The organism is Methanomicrobiales archaeon (genome assembly GCA_030019205.1).
Classification (GTDB): Archaea; Halobacteriota; Methanomicrobia; order Methanomicrobiales; family JACTUA01; genus JASEFH01.
In genome coordinates, this window is record JASEFH010000009.1 from 1 (window position 1) to 19,847 (window position 19,847).

A 19,847-nucleotide genomic window follows, 5' to 3' on the forward strand; every position below is an offset into this window, starting at 1 on the left:
TCTTCAGCAGCAGGATCTCGTCGGTGTTCGGCCTTCCTCCGATCTCATCATTGCTTTCGTAGAGATTGCTCAGGATTGGTCTGAATGACTCCCACTCGATCAACGATTCGAGCTCTGCAAGCCTGTCTCCCAGTCTCTGGATGCGCTTGTACTCCTCGTTCAGGGTGAAATCGGTGAAGGAATTCATTGTTCAGGAGATCGACGAGCTGAGATAAAGCTTTAACGGTTTGAGGTGGGGGTTTATCGCAATTCTCTTTTGGATGATCTCCCAGAGATCGTCATCAATTTCCTGGAATGCCATGACCCTCGCCCTTGTAGATCAGGGGTCTTATAATTTAGGGATGACCTCTATGTGTATCTGATTGTCGTGAAGGTCGTTGCGTCCCGGATCAGACGCAGATCTTCAAAGACGCTGATATTCAGACTCCAACTTAGTATCTATTGAACATAAAACATATAATACGAATTTTTAACACCGAACGTTGAACATAAGTAATACAGGAAAAATATTGTGTTGATATATGTATAAGCCTTAAGTCAATTGCCGCATGAATGAGTCCTCTCGGAAAAAATCGTGAAAACCTACTAAATATATCTGAAAAGTTACAGGCATCCATGTCGCTTCCCGATATTCAGAAACTATCTATTCAGGGACTATTGCTGGGAGCAGGTCTGGTTATTCTCGCTTATACAATATTGAATTCTGGAATTATCAATAATGTCCGGATAATCTTGGGCGCCAACATCTTACTGCTGCTAGCAGCATTTTGCTTTTCTATTGGCAATATCTTGATAAAAGTCTATCGATGGAAGTATCTCAGTTCGAAATACGATCTAGATCTCTCCTGGTACGAGTCAGCTTTAGTTAGCATTTCAAGTTTCTTCTTTGCGAATATTACACCAGGAAAAATTGGAGATGTCTATAAAGCCTATTTCATGAAAGAAAAATATTCATTATGTTATCCCGATGGTGCATCAATGCTTTTTTATGAGAGGTTCTTTGAACTGGCAATTCTATTCGTATTTGCTGCTTTGATGGTCTTTATAGAAATCCAGCAGTCATTATTAATAGTGTTAGGAGTCTCTTTATTATTGCTCGTAGCGTTGGGTCTTTTTTTTATGAAGGCAAGCAGTTTTGCAGATTTAATACAGAGATTAATTGTAAAAATCCCTTCATTCTCGAAAAATGAACTATGCCGGATCAATATACGGAAGCTGTCCATTGTGCCCGTAACTGCAGTATTTTTCATCACTCTAATCTCTCTTGTGTTCGAATTTCTCCGTCTCTGGTGTATCGCTCTTGCTTTTGGATTCTATATGCATCCCTTATCTGCAGCCACTTTTTTCAGCCTCTCGATTATTGCAGGATTGGTTTCTCAAATACCCCTAGGCATTGGAATCACCGAAGGATCACTGAGCTACCTCATCACCCAAACGGGTTGTGATACGGTGACTTCGATGGCGATTGTACTTACAGACAGACTGTTATCGATGTATTTTGCTCTCCTATTAGGTATAATTTTCTCGAGATTTTCTATGAAAGAGCTGAGAGAGGTGAAAAATGATCTCGATTGTAGTTCCCCTTTACAATGAGAGAGAGAACGTCCTAACCTACGACTCCTTACTGTTCCCTGTTATCGACTCGATCGCTGAAAGTGCGAGATTAGCTGTCGAATATGTTATGGTAGATGATGGGAGCCAGGATGACACTCTCCTGCAGCTGCAGATGATTGAAAGTATGCGAAAAGACGTGCGTGTCATTGCACATGGTACAAATAAAGGGATGGGTGCTGCAGTTCGAACTGGAATTAATCATTGTACTGGAAACCTCATCGTTACGATAGATTCCGATCTTACATTCAAGCCAGTGGAGATCGGTAAATTGATTGAGGCATACAATCGAACAGGAGCAGATTGTGTTTCTGGATCGCCATATTTGTTAAAAAATTCTGTAAAGGATGTATCCTTATTTAGGCTTATTTTAAGCTGTATAATTAATTCACTTTATAGAATGATGCTTGGCTCGAACATTACCAGCGTCAGCCCGATCTTTCGGCTTTATAAAAGAGAAGTGCTCTGTTCAATGGATATTGAGAGCAATGGATTTGATATTAATGCAGAGATCCTTGCGAAGTTAATTATAAATAACAAGAAAGTTGTTGAGATCCCGGTGGCACTTCATCGACGTGAAAGGGGGGAATCGAAAATTAATGTGAAGAGAGAGATTATCAATCATGTTAGGCTCTTGCTAAAAATTTTTAAGGTAAAATATTTGGGAGTCCGTTGGAGTTGACGATTCGTATCAACCTTACCTTAAAGTAAACATATGAATCCCCGTGTGGCTCCAGATCCTCCTGCTCTTATCCTGCAGCCATGCCAGTGCATCTCCCTCTGGATTCTGAGCAATAATATCCGCGGTTACAACATAGAAGACCTTATTGTTACCCTTTTTATGCTGGGATATCTGCTCCAGCTCGGCAGCAGAGGATGCTCCAAACTGGAGAGTGTTATCGCTGATATTGCTATAGTAGTAATCCAATGGAAGATGGATATAATCAGGGACAGTAATAACAATATCACCATCCCCTGTCATCGCGGCTAATTGATCGGAGAATCCTCTCCAGTCCTCTTTTTGATAAGTTGTATAATATCCTTGCAAATAGGGCAGATTGACGGCAACCAGACAAAGAATAAGCAGATAGACAGGGGTTTTATGAGAAAGAAAGCGCATAAAGAGGTATGAAAAATATGCAACGCCAATCAGGAACAATGGTAATAAGTATAGTAGATGGCGGGGTATGAAAGGCATTCGGTAGGACATAAGGATGCTCATCGCGAGAGGGACGCAAATAAAAATTAGTATAAAAGCTGCCTTTTTCTTATCTGAGGAAAACCAAAAAGTCAATCCCAAAATAAACAATAACATGAAAGCAACGGCAATTGCATTGTTAAATCCAGAAAATTGGCTAAACGTCTGCTGGATAACCAGCCAACCCTGATAGCCGAATGTAGGTGACGAAGCTGTCCGTTTTGCAAACAACGGAATGGCCACAAGGATTATTGGCAGAGTGAGGAGAAGAATCGTTGCTAGAGAAACTGCAAGATATCGGATGCGTTCCTGGATTTGTTTGGCACTAACCAGGAGTGCATGCATAAGAATCGCAGCTATCGCAAGGATCGTGTAAAAATGCAACCAGAACGATACAGCGGCAGCAATTCCAAACAGCATCCAGAGCCGATAATCCTCAAGCTCCATCGCTTTTATGTAAAAAAGTGCCGCAAGAATCACGAAAAATACAGAGATGGTGTATGCCCGTGCATCCTGGGAATAAAATATATGCATCGGAGAGAATGTCAACAATATTGCTGCAATTAATCCTGTGGATTTATCTGCGAGCTCCTTTCCGAGACTGTAGGTTAGCGGTATTGTCAGAACTCCAAATAGAGCAGGAACAAACCGAAGAACGAACTCTGAATCCCCGAAAATGAGCATTAAGTGTTCTATCCAGTAAAAGAGTGGGGGGTTGAACTCCCCACCAGCAGCGATCTGCCAGATTTCTGCAGGGGATTGGCGTGCAAAATTCAGCGTTGCCGCTTCGTCCAGCCACAGCGAGTTGTAATCGAGGTGATAAAATCTCAGGAACGCACCAATCAGGGTCAACACGAAGAGGGCCTGGAGATACCGATCAGCTTTAACTTGGGCAATAATACTGGTTCCCCAGCTTGGCGTGGACGTTGGTGTCTCAGGCGGCGGCATCTCCTCATTCTGTTTTTCAATCCTTTTCACATGGGTCCTTTGTCGCTTTCCCGTATACGATTTGCCCATTCCGATCGAATTATTATTTAAAAAGTCAGTATAAAAGGTCTATGAAATGACAATTTGAGAATACAATCGCATCCTTATGACCGCTCAAACGCGGATAATTATGAATATTTCAGAATGAACCCCCGGTAGATCTCCACCGCCTTCTCCAGTTGATGTACGGCCACCCGCTCGTCCACCGCATGGAGCGTGGCGAGCTCCCCCGGCCCGTACTCCACCACCGAAAAACCGGCTTCTCGGAGGAACTTGGCATCGCTGGCGGCCCATTGCACGATCGGGACGGCCCTCTCCGCATACACGCGCTCGATCTCCGCCGACAGGACAGCGACGATGGGAGCGTCGGGCGCGGTGAATACCGGCTCCGCGCAGTCCATCACGGTGACCGTGGCACGCGGCGCATGCCGCGCGACATACTCCATGAGATCCCGTACCGAACAGCCGAACGGCACGCGCATGTCCAGCTCCAGGCTGCAGTGCTGGGCGACAACATTCGCCTTCTCTCCGCCCTCTATCCGCCCGGGATTGAAGGTGACTCTCCGCATGACATCCTTCACACCGAAGATTCCCTCCAGCACCCGCGACGACTGGTCGACGATGCCAGCGAGTTGGGGCGGACCCTCGAACTCCTTTGCATGGATTACCTTCACGCGCTCCAGTAGCGCAAATGCCTCCATCACCGCCGATATCCCCACCCGCGGATACAGCGATCCGTGGCCCGGCTCCCCGGCAAACTCCAGGTTCAGGCGGCACAGCCCTTTCTGCCCGATCACCGGGCTCAGGGGCGGAGTCGGCTCCGCGATCAGGCAGTCAGCGGGAGGGAGCAGATTCTTCCGGAGCAGCTGGCGGATGCCGTACTTTCCCCCGCTCTCCTCGTCACAGACGAACGCGACGTTCGCCTTCGGCTCCCGCCCCGCATCCAGAACGGTCTTCAGGGCATGCAGGAGCGCAGCGCAGCCCCCCTTCATGTCGCTCGCACCCCGCCCCCAGACGAACCCCTCGTGCAGGCAACCGGCATACGGGTCGAACTTCCACCCGTCCCGCAGGGCCGGAACCACATCCACATGCCCGCACAGCAGGAGTCTGTTCTGGGGCGAGACCGCGATCAGATTGTCGCGCCCGCCCGAGTTCCGGATCACCGTGCTCTGGATTCCCAGGGCATCCAGGTAGCCGCAGATGTACTCGATCACCTCCGCGGTCCTCCCCGGAGGATTCTCGCTTTCTATCTGGATCAGATCCGAGCAGAGGCGCGCCACATCCATGCCGATCCACCGTCAGGCAGCTCTCTTAGCCAGGAAACTCTCGAATAGGTTGGCAAGCGAAGCGCCTTTGTACAGGCTTTTAATAAACGATTTGTCGAAGAACTCATCGATGGCATCGATGAAGAACCGCGCCGGTATGGGCTGCGTGCTGTCCGGATCGATCACCAGACGGAAACTGCGGTAGCCCCCGCTGCTCTCGCGGTCGTATACAAGCTGCCATACCATAGGCAGGGACTCGAACATCTCCTCATCATTTTCCTTCAGCCAGTTGATGAACTCGGGGAAATACGCCCGCTCCCCTTTCTTCTCCTCGTCGATGCGCCACCGCAGGTATTCCCTCGACATCTCGTTCTTGATCGACATGAAGTTGAACGCCTGCACCCCCAGGGTATAGTCCAGGTGCGCCAGCGAGTCCATCAAGAAAAAATGCAGCACCGGATGAAAATCGCTGGGACTCTCCAGCATGAGGGATTTCTCGTAGAGGTGCCGCAGCGCGTTGAAATATTCGTTAACGATTTGCATACACTCCCGTAGGAGTCGGCTTGATAAAACCGTTGCTGTGCGCCGGGGCTCGGATAGTGGAAGAGCGCCGCTACCGGAAAAACGGCGCTCTCCTCGCGGTCGCCGTGCGGAAGAGCTCCTCGAGCTCCGCGCCCCGCCTGCCGCGTACGTCCACCAGGTTATCGTTGCGCAGGAGACAGGGTTTGAGTTTCCCGTCCGAGGTGACGCGCAGGCGGTTGCAGAAGGAGCAGAACTCGGTGTTGTGCAGTGGCCGCACCACCTCCACCTCCGCACCGTCGAGGCAGTACTTCTTGCGGTGGTGCATCCGCCGGGTTAGAATCTCACGCGAACGGTTCGCCAGATCGCTTTCGATGGCATCGATGTTGCCGTGCAGCTTGCAGTCGTTGAACTCCATCAGCTCGATCAGCTGGAGGATGAGATCGCGGTTGCCCCGCACGAACGCCAGAAAGTCCGGGATCTCGTCCTCGTTCATCCCCTCGATGAGAACCATGTTCAGCTTTACCGGTGCCAATCGGGCGTCGAGCGCAGCGTCTATACCCTCGAGCACCTGCGAGAGGCAGTCCCTGCCCGTGATCTCTCGGTAGCGATCTGGATTCAGGCTGTCCAGGCTGATGTTCACCCGCGAGAGCCCGCCCTCCTTCAGCTCGTGGGCGCGGTCAGCGAGAAGCGTCGCGTTGGTGGTCATGGACGACTCCATCGTCTCCGGAACAGATTCGATGATCTCGACAAGATCCTGCCGGAGGAGCGGTTCGCCGCCGGTGAACTTGACACTTTTTATGCCCAGACCTGCAGCTACGCGCAAAATCTCTCCGATCTCGTCGGCAGCGAGCTCGGACGCGGGGGAGACTTCCCCTTCTGCGTGGCAGTATATGCATTGGAGGTTGCACCTCTGCGTGAGGCTGACGCGCAGGTTCGTCACAGGCCTGTTGTAGGAATCTCTGAGCACCGTAGCCTTCTCCTGGTGAATGGATGGGGAACGAAAGTGCCATGCCGGCGAATCGCATGCCAGCTCAGCACCAGCCCACCTGTCAATACACGTCGGTCGTATGAGAGCATAAACCGTTGTATCGGAACGAAGAACCGTCAAACACGCGTGCCCTCTCCGAAGGCGGTTTGAGGCCGATACAGCTCCGGTGCCCCTCGGGTTCCGCCCCACCGGATACGGGCAGGGAACACGTGGAGGGCAGGGGCTGCCATATCGTCAGGCGCCGTGAGACCGGAAGGGATGCTGCCTCCGAAAAATAACACGGATATGCTGACCCGGTCTTGACGGGGGATATGGGCGAGGCAACTCGCGGTGCCCCGGTGATCTCCCCTCCGATGCGGCGCATCGCTGGTGCATTCCCCCATGCTGAAGATGGGCGCAGATCTGGTTTGAGAGCTACCGCCCGCTCGATGGCCGAAGGCATCCCGATCTTCTGCCTGCGTCGGGCAGCCGAGTCTGGCCACCTCGGGCCTACCGGCCGGAACGGAGGGGAGTGGGTGCACGGAGTCCGGGCGACCACCTGCCGGGGCAGACCCGCAATCAGGGTCCCGATCCCTGCATCCCGGATCCCTCCATGAATCCGTCCCCGACCGCCACGGGCAGACTCCAACCAATTTCCCGGGCGGCATCCGATTTCAGGTTGCCATCGATCGATTAGCATTTGAAGCCGCACGTCCTTCGAGGGCACCCCATGAAGGAGCTCGAGGGCTCGATCGAGATTGATGCGCAACCCGATACGGTCTGTCACTTTATGGCCGATTCCGATAAGATCAGGGCGAGATCCGGCGAGACCCGGGAGTTTCCGTAAGCGGGTCCGCAGATAGGGAGTCCGAACCCTCTTTTCGATCCGGGAGAGACGGGAAGACGGATATACACCCTGCACTCATCGCCACGAGTGGCTCGGGCCCGTATATGTGTGTTCCGCAGAGTCTCCGGGGACTTCTTCGAGGCCTGCGAGGTGCGATGGCTCATCGAACCGAATCTCTCCACGGCACCCGGTTCTGACTCCGGGCAGGATCGAGCTCCAGGGCGGGCTGATCGGATGACTGCTGGAAATTGGTGAATAGCCGCGATCCCTGGAAAACACTCGCGAGATGCTGTGCAGTTTCCAAAAACAGGGGGAGAGCAGCACACCCGGAGCTCGGATCCCCGTCCCGCGTGACGGTCCAGGCGATCCGGCAATCGATCGGACTTCACGCCCCCCCAATCGCAGAGAGGGGCTTGTGGGTGCTTGCGCGGGATCGATCCGAATGGTTCAATGCCGCACCATCCATCCCAGTCGTGGCAGCCCGAGCCGGTTTTACCGGAGACGTCCCGGGAGATTGGGCTGCCGGTGCAGCCCTTCTGGCCAAACCATACACATGTACCGAAAGGTGCGGCGATCTGTCGTGGCCGGCATGTGGTCGCATGAGAGGAATTCGGCTGACCGGGATCGGACACCACCGGCGCGGACGAGACCGCGACACATCTCTCTTGAGGTCTCTTACCGGGCTGACCGCCAGGCCATCGTGTTGCATTTACTCGATCCGAGCGGGGGCAGGAGAAACCTCCTTCTTCCGGATAGGGAATGAACCGCCACAGTTCGAACCGGATTCCTGGAAGGCGGCAGGGGCAGGACGATGCTTTCCCCGGTGCGTGGGAGAGCCCGTGCTGGGTGAGTGGAGACCCCCCGCCCGGTGCAGGGGGCTGAAAGGAAGAGAATGGCGGGATGACCGTTAACCTGGATCTTCCGGGCGAATATGTCAGGAGAGGTAGGCGCGGAAGGGCGGTCGCTGGATGCCTTCTGCCGCATCCAGAAGCGGATCCGTGGATCGGTGAAGAGGTGTGGAGAGGGGCGCAGCCGTTGATGGGGAAAGCTCCAGCGCGGGTCGATCAGAGCGGGATGCCGTGCGTGGGGCGGTGCGGATCTCTTCACGGAGGCGGCGGACGCACCCCGTCCAGACTCCGACTCCCCGGCATACTGGGCGGGGCGAACGGGGAGGGGAGTGCATCCCCCTCCAACTCCCCCGTTAAGAGCGACAGGATGAGGGTCGGAGAGGGTGAAATCGGTTGCGTTCCGGGAGAACACTGAATCGCACCTCCCCCTTTGCTTCTTCTTACACTGCAGAGGCTCGGTTCGACAAGTGGCGGGAGGGGTTATCCCAACTCCCGAGGTATCCCTGCCGCAGCAGAGCGGTCGAACCAGAATTCGGCGGTTTCTCACGAGGCGGATTTGCCGTCCCCGTCGGACGCTGCTTTGGGAGTCAGCGGCATCTGGCACCGTTCCACTGCGTCGCTCCGAACCGGAAGCGAGGACTATGGCGACAGCCTGTCCCCCGAACTCTGACGCAGGGACGGGTAATGGTATCGCGATCTCACGCTTCGGCGTCTTCTCGGCCGCGGAAATTCTTCGCGACGATGTAGACCTCGGCACTCCCCTTTCGGGATGCGGCGGGGCGAAAGATCCTGACCGAGAGGAAGTGCTTCTTCACCTCGGAGTGGAGCTCGTCGAAGAGCGCCCCCTGGAAAGACTTGACCACGAAGTTGCCCCCACGCTTGAGCGTGCTTCGCGCGAACCGGAGAGCCGCGAGACCCAGATCGATCGCCCGGGCCTGATCGTAGCTCTCGTTTCCCGAGAGCTTCGGGGCGGCGTCGCTCACGACTACGTTCGCCACGCCGATCTCGGATGCCACCCGCTGCTGGACCTTCGGATCGGTGAAATCCCCGGCGATGGTGACCACCCCCTCCACGGGCGCGATAGGATTCCGATCCACGCCGACCACCTTCCCCTGCGTCATAGTCCGCAGCTCCTGCAGCCAGCTCCCCGGAGCCGCGCCCAGGTCTACGACGCTATCATCAGGGCGGATGACGTGGAATCTCCTCTGGATCTCCTCAAGTTTGTATACGGCACGGGAGCGGTAGCCCTCCCGCTTCGCTTTCCTGTAAAACCTATCGGTTGACCAAGGGCGACTCATCGCAACGGGTCCACTCCTTCAGCCGGGTCGGTAAGAGCCCTCCACTATAATTAAAAATATGCTTATATAGTTAATAATAGAGTTTGTTTAGGGAATAACAATGTTCAACGCCACAATTGACGCAGATACATTTCGCGAGGCGATTGATGCGATCGCAGCTCTTGTGACCGAGTGTCGCCTGCATGCCGATCCCAACGGGCTCCGGATGCGGGCCGTCGACACGGCAAACGTGGCCATGGTCTCCATGGAGCTGAGGAAAGATGCCTTTGCCCAGTACGCAGCCAACGCCGAGGAACTGGGCATGGATATCGCCAAGATGAAGAATATCCTCTCCATGATGGGCAAGGGCGATATGCTGACGATGCAGCTGGGAGATACTGGGCACAAGCTGGAGATCGTGTTTCGGAACTACAAGTACTCCATCACGCTCCTCGATCCGAACACCATCCGTAAGGATCCCAACCCGCCGACGATTGAACTTCCCGGCTTCGCCGTTCTCACGGGAGAGGCGCTCAATTCGGCCATCAAGGCGGCGACGGTCGTCTCCGACAAGATTGCCCTGGGCATCGACCCGAAGAGGGAGACCTTCTACATGGTGGCCGAAGGGGACATCGATCACATCCGGCTCGAGCTCGGCAGAGACGAGCTGAAGATGCTCACGGCGGTGGAGGCCCGCTCGCTCTTCTCCCTCGACTACCTGAAGGATATGGGAAAGGTCATGAGCCGTGCGGCGGAGGTCGAGGTGCACCTGGGAATCGACCACCCCGTTCGGTTCGCCTTCGATATCGCCGAAGGGAAAGGCCATGTGGAGTACCTCCTTGCCCCGCGCATCGAGGCTGATTGATGAAGATCGAGCTGGATCTAAAAGACCTCGCCAAATACCCTTTCTTAAAAGAGTCCCAGGATTTCATGGGCACCTTCTCTCTCCAGGCCTTTCTGGAGAGCGATATCGGGAAGAACGCCCTGGAGCGCGCCGTGGAGCGGGTGATCGCCGCGCTCGCCCCGCGGCAGGAGGGGGATGAGAGCAGTTCCGTCTCGTCGGACGAGATGAGCGTACGCCGGGAGGTGGCCGCATACGCGCTGGCCCGCGTGCTCGTCTCCTGCAGCGGGGACCGCTTCCTCATGGATCGTCTCGCCCGCTACGAGGCATCGAGGGCAGCCGCATTCCTGGAGCTGGATGAAGCCGTCGGACGGGGACGGAGCGCTCCCGGCGTGCGGGACTACGTCGCCGGGAGCCTGGGTCTGGATCTCAATGCCACGGATATGCCGGTCACCCAGTATGTAGAGCTGGTCCCGCCCCTGCGCGACGACCGCTGGCGTCTTGTGAACCGCGATGTTCACCATGGGCGGGTGCATCTGGAGAGTGGAGACATCGAGATCCTGCTGCGCGAACGGATCTTCAGCCTCATCCGCCGCCAGCTGCCCCTCCGGGTGCCGGATACCCTCTGCGCCTCGCTCGCTCCCCAGCTCTCCCGAATCACCGCCGCGAACCAGCAGCAGCTGCTTCGGGAATTCGGAGATGTGGACGAAGGAGTCTTCCCCCCCTGCATGAAGGCGTTGATGCATGCGATAACAACCGGCGCCAACCTGCCCCATACGGGCAGATTCGCCCTGACCGCATTCCTCCACACGATCGGGATGAGCACGCCCCAGATCGTGGAGATCTACTGCAGGGCGCCGGACTTCGACCTCCAGAAGACCCAGTACCAGGTGGAGCATATATCCGGCCGAAGCGGAACCGAATATACGCCCCCTTCCTGCGCCACCATGCGGACCTACGGCATCTGCGTTGCCAGAGACGATCTCTGCGGTCACGTCAACCATCCGCTGACCTACTACAAGGTGAGGAAGAAAGAGAGGAAGGAGACCGATCAGGCGGCTTTGTGACTGACGACGTAGCCTGCAACGCTCATCGTGACGACAAACAGCGCAAGTGCGACGATGTAGAAGTAGCCGATGCTCTGGTCCGTGAAGGTGCCGGGAAGGAGACTGGGAAGCGCCAGCAGTGCGATGAACACTGCCAGGCTGGCAACGCCGGTGATGATATCGATGAGACGCGCATCCATACCCTCTACTATCGGACTGCCAACAGATATATTATGGTGATTGCGTAAGGTTCACCCCCCCAACCTTTCGTTAGGAAGGGTGCTAAGGATCGCATGGTTTTCCGGGAGATCAGCAAGCTCGTTTCCGATGACCGATTGTCCCTCGAGTACCTCTGGAAGAAACGGGGAAAAATCGCGTGTCCTTCCTGTTCCCCGCCCGGGTCCTGCTATCACCAGCGATGGAGACTCCGGTACAATGCGTGCAAACGAGACGCCTGGCCTCTCCCGGGAACGAGATTCTCCCTCCCAGCGGCTCTCCCTGGTCAGGTTATTCGAGTTAGCCGTCTCTGCGAGGAAAAGCCTCCCGGGAAGTGCATCTGAGTTCCAGGACGGCCCTGAAAGCTACGACATCCTCCGGAGAGCCCTGGTGGAGGACCTGGCCCGGAGCGATGCGATTCTCAAGGGGGACTCGAAGCCGATGCGGCCTGCTTCGGAGGAAAGCGGAACGGGAAGAGAGGCAGAGGGGGGAGGAACAAGATTATTGTGTATGGGATCCTGGAGCGGGGAGGACCGGTCTCCGTGAGTATCGTACAGGACATTTCAGCGGATAGTCTCATGACCGGGACGGTGAAACGGATACGGCGAGGATCCATCGTCTCTACCGATCCAGGGCGGGGATCCGATTCCCCCATGTTCTGTGGCTACAGGCATCTCAAGATCGATCATCGGTAGACGTTCAAACGGGGAAAGGTCTACATCAACGGGATCGAGGGATTCCGGTCCTTCGCGAAGGAACGGCTGATCGAGTATCACGGGATATCGAGAGAGAAGTCTCTCTACTACATCAATGAGATGGAATGGCGGTACAACAACGGAGGCCAAATTTATGTGAGGACCTGATCGATTTGATGCTTGACGAATAACAGTTGGTGGGGAAGTTATCCAAGCACCCAAGAATAATTATCCGGCGCCATGCACAGTCCCATCCCTGCGACAGTTTGCGTTCCGCAGCTTCTCTCCTGCCCGATGGATTGAGTATGGAATTCAAGACAGCTGACCGGAGATGGGCCACCAGTCCACAGGGAGAATCATACGCGATCTATTCCAGCAGGTGCGGACACCGGCAGACACGGGATCGCATCCCGAGTACACTGCTTCGAAGATCGCACAGATAATGCCCCTCCCTGACGCACTCCTACACGGGATGGAAGACATTGCGGACAGCAACGATTGCCCCCCGCGGAGGCGTCATGCCTATCCGCGACAGCGCGACCGAAGCGTTGCCAGCTCCACCGCCTCGGAGCGGTTCGCTTCCTGCCAGTATGACACCATCCTTATCTGGTGGATATCCTCCGACACAGTGCTGGAACCGGCCTGAATTTTTGCAGAACGTGAATTCCAATGACGATATCCGTATCCTCGCTTCCGACGCCGCTCGGGGGCGGATCGCATGGCTCGACCCGCATGACGGATGGCCTGCCAAGGGGTGAAAAAAGCCTCGATGGTCCCGAGCATCGCAGTCGTGGATACGCTGCCGGAAATACCGTGGCAGGGATTTATGCACCGGTGCCGCGCTCAAAGTCGTCCTCGAAGCGGACGATGTCTTCTTCGGCGATATGCTCACCGTTCTGGACCTCGATGATCTCGAGGGGGATCATCCCCGCGTTCTCCAGGCGATGGCGGACGCCCGCCGGGACGAAGGTGGACTCGTTCGGCCGCAGGAAATACTCCCTCCCGTCCAGTGTCACCCGGGCCATGCCCGAGACGACCACCCAGTGCTCGCTCCTGTGGTGGTGGAGCTGGAGGGAGATGCGGCGCTTCGGGAGGATGGTGATCCTTTTTATTCGGTAGCCGTTCCCGTTCTCGAGCACCGTGTAGGAGCCCCAGGGGCGGTAGACCGTGGTGTGGATCTCCGCCCGTTCGTCACCGTCTTCCTTCAGCTTCTGGACGATCGTCCCGACCGCCTGGGCCTCGGATCGCGGACAGACCAGCAGGGCGTCTTTGGTGTCCATGATCACCAAGTCGGAGACCCCGATCGTGGCGATGAGGCGGTCGCTGACGATGAAGTTCCCCCGCGAGCGGATGGACAGGCACTCGCCGCGGATCGCGTTGCCGTCGGCGTCCTTCTCGCTCAGGCGGTAGAGGGTGTCGAAGCTGCCCACATCGCTCCAGGCGGCGGTAAAGGGAACCACCGCCGCCCGATCCGTCCTCTCCATGATGCCGTAGTCAACCGAGATCTTCGGCGAGCGGCGGAAGGCCTCTTCAGGTGTATCGCTCTCAAAAGCTGCCACGACATCGGCGGCGTGCCGCCGGCACTCCTCCAGAAAGATCCCAGAGTCGAAGACGAACATCCCGCTGTTCCAGACGTAACCATCCCGCACGTACCGCTCCGCCGTGGCGCGGTCCGGCTTCTCCACGAAGGCGTCGACCGAAAACCCCGGCCCGACGGGGCTGCCCGGACGGATGTAGCCGTAACCGGTCTGAGGCGAGTCGGGCTTCACGCCGAAGACGACCAGCCGCTCCCGTGCCAGCTCTTCGGCAGCCCGGATTGCGTCCCTGTAGCCTTCGTCCGCTGTGATGAAGTGATCGGAAGGGAGGATCGCCACCTGCCCGCTCTCGTCCTCTTCGGCGATCCGCGAGATGCCGTAGTAGATGGCGGGCAGCGTGTTCTTTGCCTCGGGCTCCTCCAGGATGGTGCAGCGATCGCAGAGCGCGCCCAGTTGATCCCGCACCAGAAACTTGTGCACGCGGTTGGTGACGATCGTGATCTCCTCGGGCTCCGAGAAGAGGAGGGCCCGCTGCACGGTCTTCTGGAAGAGGGACTCGTTCTGGAAGAGCGGAATGAACTGCTTGGGAAAGAGAGTCCGCGAGAGCGGGAAGAGGCGGGTCCCGCTGCCGCCGGCGAGAATGAGAGTCTTCAAACCTTCCACCCTATAGATCTCTTTTCAGGATTCTGCATCCGGTGCTGATAATCTTTCCAGTTCGATCGGGCATATCGTGAGAATACCCGACAATACAGAAGATAGCATGCATTCTTGGCAGAGTACTTGAACCCCGGCACAGTTCCGGCAGCTGTCGGGCTGATGCTCCGCAGAGCAGATGCTGCGGAAGCCCTCTTCGGCGGATTTTGTGCTATCTCGTGGATATTTTCTCGCATTCGAGCGCGGAGAATCGTGCGATAGGCCTTCAGGAGTAGGGGAAAGAAGAATTTCCGGACTATCTCACGAAGGGGAGACGGCCCTATCCTGCAACGATACCGGCCATCTCGGAGCAAGGACTTGCTTCGATAGGATTTCAACGGAGCCGTTCTGCAGCGTATCCTGCGCACGACGGGTAGGCTTCTGTTTGTACAGTCGCTGCAATCGGGCTACGCTCCGGTCAACCATTCCTCACGGCGCTGCGAGAACTGCTCCTATCCGAATGCGAGATCCATTCGGGATGGCCGCAACGGCGATCATCAGGATGGTTCTGCGATCCTCTGTCGGCTGCGTCCCCTGACCCCGCTCTCCGAAACGCTCCCGGCACGCCATCATGCCCTGAAGGATGACCGCACTGCCGCTATCCGAAAGGAGTCGGTCCGCTGCATCACCGATGCCAAGGCGATTCCCGCGAACGGGGGAGATATCGGCTTTGAAGGCTGTAAGAAGATAACCGGGACCACCTCATCGCAGCAGTCGATCCACAGGGTCTCTCCCAGCCCTGTCTGGTTACCCGGCAAAACATCCACGATTCTCGTCTCCTTGAATCAACGGTTGCAGGATGTATGATTCTCGGAACCACGGAGAAGCCGGCAGTGATTTCGGCCGATGCGGCGGATGATTCTCACGAGATCCGTCTGTCCAAGCGGAAACGGGGGATCATGGACAACATTCCGGTGAATCTTCGATGCCGGAACCATCCGAAGCGAGGACGACCCGTCTGGTTCTATCGAGACCTTTACCAGAAACGAGGGGCGATTGAACGATTCTTCAGCGGGATTGAGGATTTCAAGAGAATGGTTCCTCGATACGAACGCTATGTGCATTCATTCCCGGGGTTTATATATACGCCCTGTGCGATCCTGATCGGGAGATTCTTGGGATGACCTCTGGGTAAGGATATTCGAGTGTACCACTGCACAATCTCACCGGTTTGCCTGCCCCCTCCCGTGCCGGTCCTAGGGGGTCTTCCGGCGGAGGGACTTCACCCATCCCCCAGCCTGAACCCCTGCCCTTCGCCTCTCCCCCGGTACGGGAATGACCGAAAAGGTGCGTATCCCCGCTGGAACAGCTGGATCAGCAGCATGAATCCGTGAAAAGAGATACCGAACCTATACGGCCCTCATCGGAAATGGTCGCTCTCATGATTTACTGCCCGTAACTCTCCTCTTCGGTGTGGTCACCCAGAATCCTCGATCCTCACTGTAGTAAATGCGATCCCCCGGGTGCTTGACCGCTTCGGCCTCTTCGCGGTTCCTGTAGTAGGTCCTCGTGTCCTGGACTTCGTGTCTCTTTCTTGGCTCTTGGATCGTATTCAGCATTTTGCGGGCCAGATCCACGATCCCTTCTCCCTCCTTCACCTGAATCCGCTTTCCCGTGTCCACCAGATACATCTCCCCACCTTCACCCTTCCCCTGGATTCGCAGCGCCGAACGTGCAAACACCGTGTTCCTTCCGACGGATATCGTCACCGTCACCCAAAGATCTTCAAAAGGCGATTTTCCCGTATTCATATAAGAGATTCAATGGAAGCGGCGGATCTATAAAATTCTTTCCCTCGCATTTGTCTTCTGGCAAAATATAATGAATTCGGTCTCTGCATTGCGATCTAAAAACGTATGGGTATTTCCGTTCATGACGGATTGGTGTGGGCCGTACTGCGCTCCGGCAACCGATGCAGAAAGCGTAAGTGCCGGAATATGATCACGATCTGGCAGCCTTATCTCCATACTCGGTCTGCTGCACTCCGTCCCGCAGCCTCTGCGCCGTTCGGGTTCGCTCCTGTGCTGCCGGATCACGTCCGTAGTCTCATTCCATCCGTACCGGGATGATACTGCCGCAGTCCTCCTCCCGCTCGACTCCTGCACCATGGCGGAAACGGCAGGGGGGTTGGAGGGTGCGTGCTTATCCTGCCTTCCATACGGCGAGTCGGATTCTGGGCGATTCCCCCCGGCGGCAGGAAGGGCTATCGCGGAGGGTGAATGGCTCAAGAGACCTGCTCTTTCCTAACACCCGAAGATCGTCCTGCATTCCGGCGCTGGTCTGGCAGGGGAGTCCGGGGCATGGGATCGACTCCCGGGCATGCCGGAGGCGGCACTGGGTTCGAAAATCCAGGCAGATCTAGCGTCATCGGACCCCGGGATCTCGTGATGCCTGCAGACGCTCCTCGGCGACCTTTGCATGCAGAGATCGGAATCGCTCAACTGCCGGGATTCGGTGCTGGTGGTCTCTTCTCTCAAGGGTGCTCCGAAGAAAGGGTGAGCGGATAGGATAATGGGGCACCGGGCGGGAGCGATGTATCACGTATCACGTCCGCTGATCGAGTAATTTCTTCCCGCGGGGAACTCGAACCGCGGAGTGACGCTCACTCTCTGACCCAGGCGGATATCCCGGAGGCGGAAAATCCTGCACCCGGTCTCGGATGCACCTGCGTTCCCCCAGGAGGGAGCACTAGGGGATGCAGCAGGCTAAACGAGACTTGCCTGCCGCTGCGCTGCGAACCAATCGACCGTCCTGGCGAGCCCTTCCTTCAGCGGATACCGCGGCCTCCAGCCCAATCGCTCTCTCGCCCTTGCGATGTCGGCGTAGGAGTCGCGGATGTCGCCGGGGCGGGCAGCGCCATGGACGGGCTCGAGATCGGTCCCGAGAATCTCCTGGATCATCCGCGCCAGATCGTTCACGGACAGCGGGGTGCCGCCGGCGATGTTGAAGATTCCCGTGGCATCCGACTCCATTGCAGCGATGTTCGCCCGCACCACGTCCTGCACGAAGACGAAGTCCCTCGTCTGGCTCCCCTCGCCGTGGATCAGGGGCGGCTCACCGGCGAGGAGGCAGGCGGTGAACTTCGGGATCACGGCGGCGTACTCGGAGGCTGGGTCCTGACGGGGCCCGTATACGTTGAAATAGCGGAGGCAGACCGTCCGGAGTCCGAAGAGAGCGGAGAATGCACTGGCGTAGTATTCGCCGGTCGCCTTCTGGGCTGCGTACGGCGAGAGAGGATTCGGGAGCATCCCCTCGTGTTTTGGGAGGGTCGGGTCGTCGCCGTAGACGGCGGACGAAGAGGCGAGCACCACCTTCGGGACGCCGGCGTCCCGGGCGGCGACGAGCACGTTCAGGGTGCCGGTCGCGTTCACCGCATGGGTGGCGATGGGATCGGCTACAGAGCGCGGCACACTCGCGATCGCCGCCTGATGAAAGATGCAGTCAGTCCCCCGGAAGACATCCTGGAGGAGGTGGAGATCGGTGACGCTCCCTTCGATGAAGCGAACCCGATCCCCGTCGAGGAGGTGGCGAATATTTGCCTCCTTCCCGGACGAGAGATCATCGAGGATGATCACGTCTCCTCTCTCCCGAAGGGCCTCGGAGAGGTGCGAACCGATGAAGCCGGCACCTCCGGTTACTACGAATTGCATGGGATACTCCTGCAGCTAGCAGATCAAGGCGTCCCGGAGATAATAACGTATTGATACTGGGACGTCTCCAAACGGAAAGGGGGAGCACTCCGCTCACGAGCCATGAATTTATTGCGGGGATCCCCCTCAAGCTTTTTAACCTAGCACGATAAGAGTAGATTCCACATGGAAGAACCGAGTCAGTGTGCGCAGAGCCGGGTCGGAGCGGTGAGCCAGCGGGGGATTCCGCTGGATCTGGCAGGCACATACATCTGGACCATCTGCACGCTCATGGTCGTCTACATCCCTGTCCTGAGCGCCACGCCTCTGCGCCTCCTCTTCGGGCTCCCACTTGTCCTCTTCGTCCCGGGCTACGCCCTGATCGCGGCCCTCTTCCCGAGGAAGGGCGACCTCGACGGCATCGAACGTGTGGCTCTCTCCTTCGGGCTCTCCATCGCGGTGGTACCCCTGATCGGCCTGGGGCTGAACTATACGCCCTTCGGGATCCGCTTGGATCCGATCCTGGCGTCCCTGGTGGCGTTCACGGTCGCGATGGCGGCAGTCGCCCAGTACCGGCGGCATCTGCTGGGTCCGGAGGAGCGCTACGAGGTTTCGTCCGGCGCGATGCTGGCCGCCATGCGGGACGGTTTCGGCGGCAAGGGGGGGACCCGCACGGACCGCGTTCTCTCGGTTGTCCTCGTCGCCTCCGTCGTGGTCGCGATCGGCACTCTCACGTATGTGGTGCTGGTGCCCAGGGAAGGGGAGCATTTCACCGAGTTCTACATCCTGGGGGAGGGGGGGAAGGCGACGGGATACCCGACAGCCTTCTCCGCGGGCACACCGCAGAAAGTGATCATCGGCATCGGGAACCACGAGTACCGCACCGTCAACTACACCGTGGAGACCTACCTGCTGGAGAGCCGGTTCGACGAGCGCACCAACCTGACCACGATGGAAGATTCGCGGCGCCTGGACCGGTTCAGCCTGGCGGTCCCCCATAACGCGACAGAGGAGCGGCTCTACACCTTCACGGCACCCGATCCCCGCTACAACCGCATCGAGTTCCTGCTCTTCAACGAGAGCGTTCCCGATGGTGCGATGCCGTTGGCGGAGCGGCTCAACAGCAGCTACCGGGACCTGCACCTCTGGATCGACGTTACCTGAACTCATCTCAAAGAAACTATTTTTTGCATCCCGTAGAGAGCTCGCAGCGCTTCCCGGCGGCCCTGCAGGTTCGGCGAGGCCAGGGATTCCTGCCGATACGGGGGAATCATCCCGCTCTCCTGAGGTATCGAGGTTCGGAGAGGCTGCAGGGTCTTCTGAATGCATGCCGCAGATGGGATTTTCTGTCACAGTTTAATCGCGTTCATATCCCTGGAAGGTAGGGACGGCTTCTGAAACCTGGAGAAGTCCCATCATCCGGGGGATCGGGGAGACAGGCAAGGAACGTTTTATCCAAGCTTGGAAGAGGGCTCCGTCGAAATCCCCCCGAGGTTGACGGCTCTCCGGTCTTCTCAGGGAAGGGGTCGCACTCCTCTCCCACGTCGGGCGATAGAGAGGTTTCTCCTCGGTATTCACCCTCCAGGCCTATCGAACCAGTCCCCTCCCCTCGGAGAGGGGGGGCCGTTCCGGGCCGCGGGGAGGGGAGAGTTGGGTTCGACCCTCTCCCC

At 57.0% G+C, this 19,847-nt stretch carries 15 protein-coding genes; 5 read left to right on the forward strand and 10 right to left on the reverse strand.

What is annotated here, in order from left to right:
- Positions 1-187 (reverse strand): IS5/IS1182 family transposase (locus tag QMC96_06495; protein ID MDI6876402.1); only part of this gene is annotated, 187 nt, incomplete at its 3' end.
- 365 nt (positions 188-552) lie between these two features.
- Here QMC96_06495 and QMC96_06500 point away from each other — a divergent pair.
- Together QMC96_06500 and QMC96_06505 are read left to right on the forward strand one after the other, a co-directional pair.
- A complete protein-coding gene (locus QMC96_06500; GenBank protein MDI6876403.1) occupies positions 553-1,593 on the forward strand; it encodes a lysylphosphatidylglycerol synthase transmembrane domain-containing protein in 1,041 nt (346 codons plus the stop codon).
- Entirely contained in the window at positions 1,562-2,293 is a 732-nt protein-coding gene (locus tag QMC96_06505; GenBank protein MDI6876404.1) for a glycosyltransferase, read from the forward strand. The genes QMC96_06500 and QMC96_06505 overlap by 32 nt, the downstream gene beginning before the upstream one ends.
- Positions 2,294-2,308: 15 nt before the next feature.
- On the opposite strand, the gene QMC96_06510 is transcribed toward QMC96_06505, so the two are convergent.
- From QMC96_06510 to QMC96_06530, 5 genes are all read right to left on the reverse strand, one after another.
- A complete protein-coding gene (locus QMC96_06510) occupies positions 2,309-3,787 on the reverse strand; it encodes a glycosyltransferase family 39 protein (protein MDI6876405.1) in 1,479 nt (492 codons plus the stop codon).
- Between the two features lie 137 nt (positions 3,788-3,924).
- Positions 3,925-5,082: an ArgE/DapE family deacylase gene (locus QMC96_06515; GenBank protein MDI6876406.1), complete on the reverse strand. Its 1,158-nt coding sequence runs from the start codon at positions 5,080-5,082 to the stop codon at positions 3,925-3,927.
- 12 nt (positions 5,083-5,094) lie between these two features.
- Positions 5,095-5,604, reverse strand: coding sequence for a hypothetical protein (locus QMC96_06520; GenBank protein ID MDI6876407.1), 510 nt, complete (start codon positions 5,602-5,604; stop codon positions 5,095-5,097).
- Positions 5,605-5,674: 70 nt separating this feature from the next.
- Positions 5,675-6,550 (reverse strand): GTP 3',8-cyclase MoaA, encoded by an 876-nt coding sequence (gene moaA / locus QMC96_06525; protein MDI6876408.1) that lies wholly within the window; start codon positions 6,548-6,550, stop codon positions 5,675-5,677.
- Between the two features lie 2,393 nt (positions 6,551-8,943).
- Positions 8,944-9,543, reverse strand: coding sequence for an RlmE family RNA methyltransferase (locus QMC96_06530; GenBank protein ID MDI6876409.1), 600 nt, complete (start codon positions 9,541-9,543; stop codon positions 8,944-8,946).
- Between the two features lie 100 nt (positions 9,544-9,643).
- Between QMC96_06530 and QMC96_06535 the strand changes: the two genes are divergently transcribed.
- Both QMC96_06535 and QMC96_06540 read left to right on the forward strand, forming a co-directional pair.
- Entirely contained in the window at positions 9,644-10,387 is a 744-nt protein-coding gene (locus tag QMC96_06535; protein MDI6876410.1) for a DNA polymerase sliding clamp, read from the forward strand.
- The gene (locus tag QMC96_06540; protein ID MDI6876411.1) at positions 10,387-11,430 is read left to right on the forward strand and encodes a DNA primase large subunit PriL; all 1,044 of its coding nucleotides are present in this window, start codon (positions 10,387-10,389) and stop codon (positions 11,428-11,430) included. The genes QMC96_06535 and QMC96_06540 overlap by 1 nt, the downstream gene beginning before the upstream one ends.
- Here QMC96_06540 and QMC96_06545 read toward each other — a convergent pair.
- From QMC96_06545 to QMC96_06560, 4 genes are all read right to left on the reverse strand, one after another.
- The gene (locus QMC96_06545; GenBank protein MDI6876412.1) at positions 11,415-11,609 is read right to left on the reverse strand and encodes a hypothetical protein; all 195 of its coding nucleotides are present in this window, start codon (positions 11,607-11,609) and stop codon (positions 11,415-11,417) included. The two genes, QMC96_06540 and QMC96_06545, sit on opposite strands and share 16 nt — an antisense overlap.
- A 1,535-nt stretch (positions 11,610-13,144) precedes the next feature.
- On the reverse strand, positions 13,145-14,509 hold the full coding sequence (locus QMC96_06550) for a mannose-1-phosphate guanylyltransferase/mannose-6-phosphate isomerase (protein MDI6876413.1): 1,365 nt from the start codon (positions 14,507-14,509) through the stop codon (positions 13,145-13,147).
- Positions 14,510-15,927: 1,418 nt separating this feature from the next.
- Positions 15,928-16,299 carry a hypothetical protein gene (locus QMC96_06555; GenBank protein ID MDI6876414.1) on the reverse strand — a complete coding sequence of 124 codons (372 nt, stop codon included), beginning with the start codon at positions 16,297-16,299 and terminating at the stop codon, positions 15,928-15,930.
- A 954-nt stretch (positions 16,300-17,253) separates the two neighbouring features.
- Positions 17,254-18,198 carry an SDR family oxidoreductase gene (locus tag QMC96_06560; GenBank protein ID MDI6876415.1) on the reverse strand — a complete coding sequence of 315 codons (945 nt, stop codon included), beginning with the start codon at positions 18,196-18,198 and terminating at the stop codon, positions 17,254-17,256.
- A 165-nt stretch (positions 18,199-18,363) separates the two neighbouring features.
- Between QMC96_06560 and QMC96_06565 the strand changes: the two genes are divergently transcribed.
- Complete coding sequence (locus QMC96_06565; GenBank protein MDI6876416.1) at positions 18,364-19,341, forward strand: DUF1616 domain-containing protein; 978 nt, start codon at positions 18,364-18,366, stop codon at positions 19,339-19,341.
- The last annotated feature ends 506 nt before the right edge of the window (positions 19,342-19,847 follow it).

Excerpts from the sequence above, each read along its gene's own strand:
- QMC96_06515 (MDI6876406.1), bottom strand. The coding sequence starts at position 5,082 with ATGGATGTGGCGCGCCTCTGCTCGGATCTGATCCAGATAGAAAGCGAG.
- QMC96_06540 (MDI6876411.1), top strand. The coding sequence starts at position 10,387 with ATGAAGATCGAGCTGGATCTAAAAGACCTCGCCAAATACCCTTTCTTA.
- QMC96_06535 (MDI6876410.1), top strand. The coding sequence starts at position 9,644 with ATGTTCAACGCCACAATTGACGCAGATACATTTCGCGAGGCGATTGAT.
- QMC96_06505 (MDI6876404.1), top strand. The coding sequence starts at position 1,562 with ATGATCTCGATTGTAGTTCCCCTTTACAATGAGAGAGAGAACGTCCTA.
- QMC96_06555 (MDI6876414.1), bottom strand. The coding sequence starts at position 16,299 with ATGAATACGGGAAAATCGCCTTTTGAAGATCTTTGGGTGACGGTGACG.
- QMC96_06545 (MDI6876412.1), bottom strand. The coding sequence starts at position 11,609 with ATGGATGCGCGTCTCATCGATATCATCACCGGCGTTGCCAGCCTGGCA.
- QMC96_06500 (MDI6876403.1), top strand. The coding sequence starts at position 553 with ATGAGTCCTCTCGGAAAAAATCGTGAAAACCTACTAAATATATCTGAA.
- QMC96_06565 (MDI6876416.1), top strand. The coding sequence starts at position 18,364 with ATGGAAGAACCGAGTCAGTGTGCGCAGAGCCGGGTCGGAGCGGTGAGC.
- QMC96_06560 (MDI6876415.1), bottom strand. The coding sequence starts at position 18,198 with ATGCAATTCGTAGTAACCGGAGGTGCCGGCTTCATCGGTTCGCACCTC.
- QMC96_06530 (MDI6876409.1), bottom strand. The coding sequence starts at position 9,543 with ATGAGTCGCCCTTGGTCAACCGATAGGTTTTACAGGAAAGCGAAGCGG.
- QMC96_06520 (MDI6876407.1), bottom strand. The coding sequence starts at position 5,604 with ATGCAAATCGTTAACGAATATTTCAACGCGCTGCGGCACCTCTACGAG.